Source organism: Dokdonia sinensis, from assembly GCF_003688895.1.
GTDB classification, from domain to species: Bacteria; Bacteroidota; Bacteroidia; order Flavobacteriales; family Flavobacteriaceae; genus Dokdonia; species Dokdonia sinensis.
Genome location: NZ_REFV01000004.1, coordinates 37120 through 48456 on the forward strand (window position 1 = coordinate 37120; position 11337 = coordinate 48456).

Genomic DNA, 11337 nt, shown 5'->3' on the forward strand with positions numbered 1-11337 from the left:
TATAAATCTTAACAACATCTTATGAACCGAACAGCTTCATACCACGTAAGATATTTAAGACCTATCCAAATAATTTTTTCCTCAAAATTATTAATAACTTGCATAAAAATCCTACAATGAAAAATTTTGTCCCCATTCTCGTTCTTTTCCTCTTATCAAATGTGCTCAAGGCACAACAGCAAGACTTCTTTTATGCAACGATGAGCAAGCAGCACGCTCAAGAGCTCGCCGTTGAAGCGCCAGATGAAATAGAACTCATTGCAACGAATAACGATATAGCTGCCGTACGACTTTCTCTTGAGGGCAGTCATCTATTGCACGAGAAAATCCTCGCGCACGGTCCTGGATACATTTATAGAACTTCAGAAAGGGAGGCGCTAGCTGTTATTCAATCCAATAAAAGAAACGTAAGGGCCGAAACTGAATTTACAATATCTGAAAATGAAACTGTGCTGGATGTTATTGATCGAATTAACATCACAACTATAGAAGAGCATATTATAGAACTAGAAAACTACGGAACACGTTTCCACAATACCGCTACGGGTACTCAGGCCGCGCAAGACTTAAAGGCTAGATGGGAGGCAATGGCTGCAACCTACAACCGCTCAGATGTGAACGTACGACTTGTGGAACATACAAATACAACAATGCCCTCTGTGGTACTCACCATTACAGGTACTACGCTCCCCGATGAGTTTGTAATCGTGGGAGGTCACTTGGATTCTACTTCTGGCCAAAATCAAACTAATGCGCCTGGCGCCGATGATGATGCCTCTGGAATTGCCACCATTACCGAAGCGACAAGAGCTCTTTTTGAGGCAAATTTTATCCCACAGCGCACGATAGAGATAATGGCCTACGCTGCCGAAGAAATAGGGCTCGTAGGTTCTAACGAGATTGCACAACAATATGCGGCAAACAATGTAAATGTGGTCGCCGTAGCTCAATTTGATATGACTTTATTTAACGGTTCCTCAAATGATGTCTCCTTTGTCACAGATTTTACAAATGAAACTTTAAACAACTATATGATGAGTCTTTTAGACCATTATAATGCATCTGGAGAGCATCAAGTTACGTATGGCACATCACTATGTAACTATGGATGTTCTGACCACGCAAGCTGGACAGAGCAAGGATATATGGCTAGTTTTCCCTTTGAGGCAAACTTCGGAGATCATAATGGAAGTATTCATTCTCCTAATGATACTTTTAATTTAATAAACACCGCAGCACACTCTGTTAAGTTTGCAAAACTGTGCGCTGAGTTTTTAATAGAAATTGCAAAGTCAGACGCTTCTTCTCTCGGAATAAATGAAGAGGAAGAACCATTTATCTCCCTTTTTGTTTTTAATGGTAAGTTGATATATGATACATCCACAAGCACAAAGGAATATCATAAACTCAAGCTCTATTCACTTGATGGACGTCTGGTTATACAGCAGCAGGTGTCGAGAAAAAAAGGTGAATTTAACACTCCTCAGTTAACTACGGGCGTCTACATTGCTGCGCTAGAATCTACTAATGGAGAGGTAGTTACAAAGAAAATAGTCGTTAAAGACTAAGACTTACCCTTTTTAAGGAAACGGCTATGCCAGCTATCTATTGCAGGAATTTCCCAGTTCTCTTCAAACTCACCTAGATCAGTAACAAGATTGTTAAAGACAATGGTGTTTTTACCTACCGCACCATCTTTTGCCATTTTTCTGAATTCCATTAATGGCTTGTAATGCACGCGATCGTTTTGATAATAAGTGACATTCATCTTATCGAGTAAATCAATACCAAGCTCTTCTTGAAGTGAAATGATAAAGCGTACTTGGCTGTCTATAGAACAGCCACTAGCTTGTGACTTAGATTGATCTAGGGCAATTATGACAAAACGATTATACTTTATTATGAATCCGGCGTTAAGATCAGCACCGTGTGCAGTCCAAGCAGTTAAGAATGAAGTCAAATCAATCTTTATCTTCTTTTCCTGTTCCTCTGAAAATTTTGTGTCACTCTGGTAAATCCAGATTCGGGATTCTTTAGGCAAAGTATCAAATGGTACAATCATAGGATTATAATTCTTCGGCAGAAGCAATCATCTCTGCAATGTCCATTACCTCAATACTATCCTCTTTTTCTTTGCCTTTAATACCATCTGTCATCATGGTGTTACAAAAAGGGCAACCAGCAGCAATAACATCTGGTTTTACTTCAAGTGCCTGCTCCGTACGTTCTATGTTTACATCTTTATTTCCTGGCTCTGGCTCTTTAAACATTTGAGCACCTCCAGCGCCACAACATAGACCGTTAGTCTTGCACTTACGCATTTCTACAAGTTCTACATCAAGCTTACGTAGTAAGTCTCTAGGAGCTTCATACACACCATTTGCACGTCCTAAATAGCACGGATCGTGAAAGGTGATGCGCTTTCCCTTAAACTTCCCTCCTTCTACAGTAAGGCGACCATCATCTAAGAGTGATTTTAAAAATTGTGTGTGGTGCACCACATCATAGTTTCCTCCTAAAGATGGATATTCGTTCTTAAGAGTGTTGAAACAATGCGGACAGGCCGTAACGATTTTCTTAATATCGTAGCCATTGAGCACCTCAATATTAGTCACAGCTTGCATCTGGAAAAGGAATTCGTTCCCAGCACGTTTTGCCGGGTCTCCTGTACAGCTTTCTTCTGCTCCAAGAACGGCAAAGTCTACATTTGCTTTGTTAAGGATGCGAGCAAAAGCTTTTGTAATTTTCTTTGCTCGATCATCAAAACTTCCTGCACAACCCACCCAGAATAATACTTCTGGAGATTTTCCTTGAGCCATATATTCGGCCATTGTGGGTACTTTCAACGTTTCACTCATAATTCTTAGTCTTCAAAAACTTCAATAGTCACTTCTTTTTCTACTAAATCCGTAAATTTTCCTTTGTAGCGCGTTGCCTTTACAAGGTGGTTGTCTACCCAATGGTAATTTCCTCCTCTAGGTTTACCCATTAATAGACTGTGAAATTTAAATCCGTGACGGTTAAGCCATTCTGTAGTTACATCTCGATGCTCTTCTGTTCTAGAAGTGAAGAAACAAATGATGTGACCCTCGTCATACCATTTATTCAATGTTTTAAGAGCATCTGGAAAAGGCTCACAAGTCTTCATACGATCTGGCTCTTCATTAGGCACATCTTCCGTAATTGTCCCGTCTATATCGATAAGATAATTCTTTACACCCTCAGGAAGGACTGGACTTACGTGTTCTCCATCTTCTAATTTCTCGCTCAACAATTTGTTCACTTCGTCTTTATTCATTTTGCTCATTTAAATTCTTAAAATCCTTTTTACTAAATCGCACTACAAGTGCTAATCTGTGTTCGCCTGGCTTCCTGTATTTTGGGTTGTATCGTTCTAGCATCGATTGTCGCATTGCTTCTTGCTGCAAGACGTCCATTTGCTTTTCAGAACAAAAGTCACAGAATATCTTTTTTACCGTAAGAGAATCTACTTCTAATTTTTCTCCTATATACAATCTGGTGTACATTTTAAATTGTAAGGAATCTTGTCTATAGTCGTAATGGGTTTGCGCTTTCGCGAAAGCGGAAAAAAACAACATCCCAGCTATGACAAAAAAATTAGTTTTCACTTATCCAGTTTCCTCTATCCATCTGATTAAACGGCCACGGAGCTCCGTTGTTTTCAATATTGGTCATTGCATTATTAAGATCTGTAGGGGCGCTACTCTCTTCCATCACCATATAGCGGCGCATTTCCATAATAATACTCAATGGATCTATACCTATAGGACAAGCCTCTACGCAGGCATTACAAGTCGTACAAGCCCAAAGTTCCTCTTTTGTAATATAATCGTCCAGTAATTGCTTCCCGTCAGGGATAAAAACGCCCTTGTTTGCATCTATATTCTTTCCAACTGTTTCTAGACGGTCGCGGGTATCCATCATAATTTTACGGGGAGAAAGCAATTTGCCCGTTTGATTTGCTGGACATTCTGAGGTACAACGTCCACACTCGGTACAGGAATAGGAGTTCATAAGTTGTACCCAATTAAGATCCATGACATCGCTGGCTCCAAATTTTTCTGGTTCACCTTCGGCCTCATCTTCTGGAGGTGCCGCAAATGGGTCTGCATCAGGATCCATCATAAGCATAACTTCTTTTGTTACGGCTTCTACATTTGTAAACTCTCCTTGTGGTTTGAGCTTTGCATACCAAGTATTAGGGAAAGCGAGTAAGATGTGTAAATGCTTAGAATAATATAGATAGTTCAAGAAGACTAATATACCCAGAATGTGCAACCACCAGGCGGCACGCTCTAAAATAACCAGACTGCTCGTAGACATCCCCTCGAAGAGAGGAGCTATATACTGACTGATAGGAAATGCTCCCATTATCTCGCCAGTAGTAGATGCGTAGTGATCTGCTCCTTGAATTTGTAATTGTAAATCTGCCGCATTCATTGTAAGAAATAGTCCCATAAGCACCATTTCAAAATAAAGAATGAGATTTGCGTCTAGCTTAGGCCAAGAGGTCATCTCACGAGCCATAAAACGTTTTATGTTCATCACATTACGACGTATCCAGAAAATAACAACACCCACAAAAACGAGTGCCGCAAAAATCTCAAAGGTTCCAATCAAGAAATCATAAAATCCACCTAAGAAAGAAAATATACGATGCGTCCCGAAAATACCGTCTATAATGATCTCAAGCACTTCGATATTAATGATAATAAAGCCAAGATAGACAATGACGTGAATAATGCCAGAAACAGGGCGTTTAACCATTTTGTACTGCCCTAGGGCTATTTTGGCCATGTTTTTCCATCGTGCTGGCTTGTTGTCAGAACGATCTATGTCTCTTCCTAAATTAATATTACGAAGTAGTTTTTTTACATTCTTAGCAAAAAAACCAACGCCCAGAATTAGGGCGATGATAAAAACTATATTGGGTATGTATTGCATATTGCATTAGTTAGGCGAGACCTAACGTAACGAATCCTTAGGCTCTTCATATTCTTTAGGTCTCTTCCCGAAAACCGAGAAGTGAACGTAGCGCTTGGGATTGAGCTTCATATCTTGAAGTAATTGCTCCATTTGCTTCGTTGTACGCTCCAAATTTACGTAAACTTGATCATCATTCAAAAGTTTACCCATCGTTCCTTGTCCAGAATTGAGGTTATTTGAGATATCCTCAAAATCTGCCACAACTTTTTCAAGATTTGCCACTAAAGTTCCCACATCTACATTAGAAAGCGAATCAGAAATAGTAACAAAATTTGCAGACATTTTATCAAGATTTGTAAATGTTCTGTTGAGTTTATCTTCGTTCTCGCTGAGCATGCTATTCATTGATCTGGAGATCCCCTTGAGACTTGTTGCTGTGGAGGTAAAATCTGCAATTGCAGCCCTCAAGTTTGCCCTAGTGTCTATATCTAAAACTGCATTTACATTAGTAAGTACAGAATCTGCGTCTACTATAACAGCTTCTACTTTTTCTTGCAATGGAGTTAGTCTTTCATTTACAAGTTCCATAATTCCCTCACTAGACTCCGAGAGTAACGTGTCACCATCTTTTGCCATAACTCCTCCGCTATAGTCAGGAATTATAGAAAGTGACTTACCACCTATAAGTCCACCCCCGTATATCCGAGCAACACTCTTCTTGGAAAACTCAAAATCTTTTTCTACTGTGAAAGTAACTAGTAATTTTCCTTGCTGGTCTGCAAATCCAATATCTAGTACTTTCCCCACTTTTAAACCATTTATGGTTACGGCAGATGCTGGGGCGAGACCCTCTACATTATCGTATATGGCATAAAAGGTTCTACTTTTATCTAGTAGATTTTGCCCTTTTAAATATTGATATCCAAAAATCAATAATGCAATGGACACAATCATTAAAATTGCGGTCTTTACTTCTCTAGAAATTTTCAATGGTAAGTTCTTTAGTGTGTGTACAAATGTAGCCCAATAATAGAAAGTTCATATAATGGATAAGACTAATTTAACACTTTATCAAGCGGGATTTTGATGTTATTATCATCAAAAGAAACAATAAATGCAGAGGTATATCCTTTAGACTTTGCCTCGGCCAGTCGTTTTCTTATCGCATTATAATCATTTGTACTACCGCTATAATATTTATAAAGATTACCATCACGCACTCTTGAGATTTCTGGTAGTTTTTTAAAGTTATAAGATTTTGGCTCTAATTTTTTACTGCTAGCGGCGAGTTGCACTTTAAAAGTTACATTATTAAATATTTGCTTCTTCTCTACAGCAACCGATTGTTCTTTAAAAGCCGTGGGTTCAAAAACAAAAACCTTGTCCTTATAGCTTCTAACCGACTTTGCAATAGCGCCAGCAATTTCTTGCTGGCCCTTTTTTGAAGCCAAATATTTTCCTTCTGTCACATTTGTTATAAAACCAGTTTCAATAAGAATGCTTGGCATTGTCGTTTGGTGCAGTACGACAAACCCTGCTTGTTTTACACTACGGTTCTTCCGGCCAAGATCTTTTGTAAAGTTGTCTTGCACCATTGATGCAATAAGAATGCTTTGATCTAAAAACTCTTCTTGCATTAAGTTGAGGCCTATAATTGATTCAGGAGAATTGATATTGTAATCTGCATAAGCGACCTCGTAGTCTTCTTCCATAAAAATTACGGAATTCTCTGCTTTTGCAACACGCAGATTCTCTTCGTTTGCGTGAAGTCCCAGTACATAAGTCTCCGTTCCATAAGCTTGGGTGTTATGTGCATTACAATGTATGGATATAAATAGGTCAGCTTTCTCGCGATTTGCAATAGCTCCACGCTCTCTTAGTTTTATGAAAACGTCTGTTTTACGCGTATAAACTACGTCGATGTCCGTATTTTTTTCTAGTTGCTCCCCAAGAGCTAGTGCAATTTTTAGCGCAATATCACTTTCTTTGAAACCTGCCTTAGAAGGCTTTCCAGGATCATCTCCTCCGTGACCTGCATCGATAACGACCTTAAATTTCTTAGATGATGGTTGTTGTGAGTACGCTTTCGCGAAAGCGGAAAAAACAACAAGCAACGTTAAAATAATATTAAATGTAATTCTAGAACGCATCCTTTTATTCAAAATTTAATCTTTTACACGTTAGTGACTGTGATATACAACCTTGTCTATGTCTTAACGCACATCGCTGCACGCTTATTTTAAATTGTACTTCCTTGCGGGAATCGTCCCGAAAAAAAGGTGTAATTTTGGCACTTTAATTGCGGCTACTGGCACAAAAATAGGATTAATCGCATTGCAAACAAAAATCGCAAATTTCTTGCTGCTTTCAGGCTTTATGCTCTGCTCATTTTTGGGCTATAGTCAAGACCTTCCACCCAAAGACAATGCCAGAAAAGTTCCTGCGCGCGACACGACTCTCATAACTACCGCTGCCGAAGGTTTTGAAATTAAAGAAATCATACAAGACACCGTAAAATCTGATACTGTACGTGTTAATAAAAAGGAAACCCTTACAGATAAAGTACGATATAAAGCGACCGATTACGAGCGTATCTCGCAACGCTTAAAACAAATTATCCTGTACAATGAGGCAGAAGTAATTTACGGTGATATGAAAATAAACGCTGGAGAAATCATATTAAATTACGAGAAGAACACCGTATTTGCAAAAGGGATTAAAGACAGCGCTGGGGTTTATACCCAAATACCAGTTTTTATTCAAGGTGGGAACGAAGTAGTACCTGACTCTATTGCCTTTAACTTTGACACGCAGCAAGCACTTATTTATGGCTCGCGTGTAGAAGATCAAGCCACAGGCTTTAATATTAAAAACGAAGTTAGTAAGCGCGTAAACGACTCTGTGGTATTTATGCGTAATGTAAAATTTACTACTTCTGAAGATATTGATAACCCCGAATATTATTTTTATGCGAGAAAGGTAAAGTTTGTTCCTGGGGAAAAGCTTGTTACGGGCCTTACCAATATGTACATTGCAGATGTCCCTACTCCCATAGGACTACCCTTCGCATTTTTTCCGATGGATAAGCAACAAAGTGTTTCAGGTTTTGTTCTTCCATCACCAGGAGAAACGAGACAAAGAGGATATTTTCTTCAAAACGGTGGATACTATTTTGCCCTGAGCGACTATTATAATTTGCTCGTGGTAGGGGATTATTATACAAATGGCAGCTACGGTCTCCGAGCTTCTTCGGAATATAAACTAAGATATAAATTTAGTGGCCGACTTAATTTTAGCTACGAACGTATACTGAATAGTGAGCGCGGACTTCCAGATTTTACCGAAACAAATACCTATAATATACGCTGGAATCACAGCCAAGATACTAAGTCAAGTCCAAATAGTAGATTCTCGGCCTCTGTTAACTTAGGAAGTTCTGATTTTTACCAGCAATCTATAAACCAGAGCAATACAGGTAATTTCTTGAATAACAACTTTAGCTCTTCAGTTTCGTATAGTAAAACTTTTACTGGAAAAGTTCCTGTAAATTTAACCTTAGCAGCTACACATTCTCAGAATTCGAGAACCCAAGAAATAAATATGACCCTTCCTACGGCGCAAGTAAACGTAGACCGTATCTTTCCTCTAGCGCCCAAATCAGGGAGCAAAAAGGGAGCCATTCAGAACATTAATTTTAGTTACTCTGCTCGAGGAGAAAATAGGTTTAACACTACAGACAGTCTGTTCTTTACTCCGGAAATGTTTAGGGATGGGCAGATGGGTGTTCAGCATAGCGTTCCTATTTCTACAAATTTTAAAATAGCAAAATATATTAGTACCAGCGTTGGAGGTAGTTATACTGAGAATTGGCTTTTTAAAACTATTGATCAATCTTTTGACGAAGAAGAACAAGTTGTGCTAAGAGACACAATAAGGGGTTTTGACTCTTATAGAACCTATAATGGAGGAATAAGCTTTGGAACAACGGTTTACGGGCAGTTTAATATGCGCAAACTCGGCGGGAGACTACAAGAAATTCGCCACGTTATGCGCCCTTCTTTGAGTTACAGCTATACTCCTGCTTTTGACCAATTTTATGATAGCTACACAAGAACTGACCCCACAACCAATGTGACTGAAGAGGTAGAGTTCTCCAGATTCCAAGGTGGCTTATATGGTGCCCCTGGAAACAGGGTGGCCAGCTCTTTATCATTTAGCCTAAGTAATATTATAGAGGCCAAAGTTATTTCAAAAGATACAACAGCCACAGAACCCAAAAAAATATCATTACTCAAAAACTTGAACCTTGGAACGAGTTATAATTTTGCAGCAGACAGCCTAAAACTCTCCCCTATTCGTGTAAATGGCACACTACCCATTATAGAAGGCAAGCTAAATATAAACTTTAGTGCTGGGCTTGATGTTTATGCTCTTAATAATGCAAACCAGCGTATTAACACCCTCAATATCGATAACGGTGGCAGTCTTTTTAGGCTTACAGGCGCAAGTGCAAACTTCGGGTATTCGTTTTCGAACAAAGATTTTGATGGCTCTAAGGATGTGGAGCCAGACCGCAGGGACAACTCGCAATTTGCTGCTGGAGGTAGACCGGACGACCTTTTTGGGGAAGGAATTGATATTACAGGTAATAGTCTTTTAGATGATGAACCATTAGATGACGAAGACCGAGAGGAACAGGAAGTAAAATTTTATAATTTTGAAATACCTTGGAATCTTAGACTTTCTTATCAGATCAACTACTCCAATAACAGGAGAGAGGATGAGATTTCTGTTCATACTCTCAATTTTAGCGGAGACGTAGAACTAGGAAAACGGTGGTCTATAAGAGCGTCATCTGGTTATGATATCAAGAATCCAGGATTTACTTATACATCTTTAGGATTTGCAAGAGATCTTGAAAGTTGGAAATTAGACTTTAATTGGGTCCCTTTCAGCGCGAGGTCATCTTGGTACTTCTTTATTGGGATTAAGAAAAGTATTCTAAGTGACATTAAGTATGACAAACGCCGTGCTCCGGACGAGCGTTTATAGTAATAAAGAAAACTACTACTCGTCTTTTACTTTGGGATAAATTAAACTTTGTTTGGTTTCAAAAGAGATGCTGTCCCCCTCTCCTATTTCATATCCTATAAACAATTCCCCCCAACGTTCTCCGTCAGAGAAATCTGCTATAATCCACTTGTGGTTTAAGACTTGAACTTTATTTATTCTGAAAGGAGCTCGAAGGCCTTCAAAGGGGATGAGGTCATTCCCTTCTTTTGTATTTCTAGTGTATATTGCATCTTCTATTTTTGGAATGATAGTGTCTATTACGTAGCCGTCATTTTCAAAATAAGCGTAGGCATTTTCATTCCCTTTTACAGTAAAATACTCTGCGTCAAAAAGAGCATCTTTTGTCGTTTGCGTTTGGGCTTCGGCAGCCTGAACTTGTGCTTCTAATCGTGATATTCTTTTTTCTTGATTCTCATAAACTTTTACGTTGTTTACGTATTGAAAAACAATCCACAAGGCGGCAAAAAGAAATAGGTACAAAAATATGTTACGTCTCATCTGTTGTAAGTGTTAAGCCATCATAGGCAAGGTATACGTTTTCTGGAAGTTGTTTTTCAACTTCTGCGTGAAAGCCCATAATATGGCTTATGTGGGTAAAATATGTCCGTTTAGGTTTTATGAGCGATACAAGTTCCAGCGCCTCTTCTACATTGAGATGCGTAGGATGTTCCTCATAACGCAGCGCGTTGATCACGAGTATATCGAGACCTTTTAATTTTTCAATTTCGGCTGGAGCTATAGTTTTAACATCTGTGAGATATGCGATCTGGTCAAAACGATATCCAAAAACCTGCAATTTACCGTGAAAAACTTCAATGGGCACGACTTCTACACCACTCAGTTTTAGAGAAATATTATTTCGAACTTCGATAGCTTTAACGCTGGGAGCGCCAGGGTATCGATTTTCGGTAGTAAATATGTAGTCAAATCTTTCTCTTAACGTCTTCAGCACTCTTTGATGTGCATAAAAAGGCATATCGCCTTGCCTGAAGACGAATGGCCTAATATCATCTAGTCCAGCAACATGATCTGCGTGTTCATGGGTAAATAGGATACCGTTCAACACAGGAAGTGGCTGTGGGGGATTACGCTTTCGCGAAAGCGTACGCAACATCTGTTCCCTAAAATCAGGACCGCAATCTATTACATAATTATTATTCTTCCATTGTATAAGAACGGAGACCCGCAACCTCTTGTCACGAGGGTCATCACTATGACAAACAGGGTGATTACTCCCTATGACAGGGATTCCTTGCGATGTTCCGGTTCCTAAAAAAGTGATTTTCACAGCTGTAACTTTATCACAAAAGTAACAGT

11 protein-coding genes are annotated in these 11337 nt (G+C 39.1%); 2 read left to right on the top strand and 9 right to left on the bottom strand.

Going from position 1 to position 11337, the window contains the following annotated elements; translation table 11 throughout:
• The first annotated feature begins 116 nt into the window (after positions 1-116).
• The gene (locus EAX61_RS05325; protein WP_121916641.1) at positions 117-1568 is read left to right on the top strand and encodes a M20/M25/M40 family metallo-hydrolase; all 1452 of its coding nucleotides are present in this window, start codon (positions 117-119) and stop codon (positions 1566-1568) included.
• Here EAX61_RS05325 and EAX61_RS05330 read toward each other — a convergent pair.
• The 7 genes from EAX61_RS05330 to EAX61_RS05360 all read right to left on the bottom strand — a co-directional run bounded on the left by EAX61_RS05330 (position 1565) and on the right by EAX61_RS05360 (position 7097).
• A complete protein-coding gene (locus tag EAX61_RS05330) occupies positions 1565-2062 on the bottom strand; it encodes an ABC transporter ATPase (protein ID WP_121916642.1) in 498 nt (165 codons plus the stop codon). The genes EAX61_RS05325 and EAX61_RS05330 overlap by 4 nt on opposite strands.
• 4 nt (positions 2063-2066) lie before the next feature.
• Complete coding sequence (locus EAX61_RS05335; protein ID WP_121916643.1) at positions 2067-2858, bottom strand: (Fe-S)-binding protein; 792 nt, start codon at positions 2856-2858, stop codon at positions 2067-2069.
• Between the two features lie 5 nt (positions 2859-2863).
• Positions 2864-3298, bottom strand: coding sequence for an LNS2 domain-containing protein (locus EAX61_RS05340; protein WP_121916644.1), 435 nt, complete (start codon positions 3296-3298; stop codon positions 2864-2866).
• Entirely contained in the window at positions 3291-3629 is a 339-nt protein-coding gene (locus tag EAX61_RS05345; RefSeq protein ID WP_121916645.1) for a hypothetical protein, read from the bottom strand. The genes EAX61_RS05340 and EAX61_RS05345 overlap by 8 nt, the downstream gene beginning before the upstream one ends.
• A complete protein-coding gene (locus EAX61_RS05350) occupies positions 3619-4965 on the bottom strand; it encodes a 4Fe-4S dicluster domain-containing protein (protein ID WP_121916646.1) in 1347 nt (448 codons plus the stop codon). Before EAX61_RS05350 ends, EAX61_RS05345 begins: the two co-directional genes overlap by 11 nt.
• A gap of 21 nt (positions 4966-4986) precedes the next feature.
• Complete coding sequence (locus tag EAX61_RS05355; RefSeq protein WP_121916647.1) at positions 4987-5937, bottom strand: MlaD family protein; 951 nt, start codon at positions 5935-5937, stop codon at positions 4987-4989.
• Positions 5938-6002: 65 nt separating this feature from the next.
• On the bottom strand, positions 6003-7097 hold the full coding sequence (locus EAX61_RS05360) for an N-acetylmuramoyl-L-alanine amidase family protein (RefSeq protein ID WP_121916648.1): 1095 nt from the start codon (positions 7095-7097) through the stop codon (positions 6003-6005).
• 226 nt (positions 7098-7323) lie between these two features.
• Between EAX61_RS05360 and EAX61_RS05365 the strand changes: the two genes are divergently transcribed.
• A complete protein-coding gene (locus EAX61_RS05365) occupies positions 7324-9999 on the top strand; it encodes a putative LPS assembly protein LptD (RefSeq protein ID WP_236641993.1) in 2676 nt (891 codons plus the stop codon).
• A gap of 15 nt (positions 10000-10014) precedes the next feature.
• On the opposite strand, the gene EAX61_RS05370 is transcribed toward EAX61_RS05365, so the two are convergent.
• Together EAX61_RS05370 and EAX61_RS05375 are read right to left on the bottom strand one after the other, a co-directional pair.
• A complete protein-coding gene (locus tag EAX61_RS05370; protein WP_121916649.1) occupies positions 10015-10518 on the bottom strand; it encodes a hypothetical protein in 504 nt (167 codons plus the stop codon).
• Positions 10508-11308: an MBL fold metallo-hydrolase gene (locus EAX61_RS05375; RefSeq protein ID WP_121916829.1), complete on the bottom strand. Its 801-nt coding sequence runs from the start codon at positions 11306-11308 to the stop codon at positions 10508-10510. Before EAX61_RS05375 ends, EAX61_RS05370 begins: the two co-directional genes overlap by 11 nt.
• Positions 11309-11337: the final 29 nt, after the last annotated feature.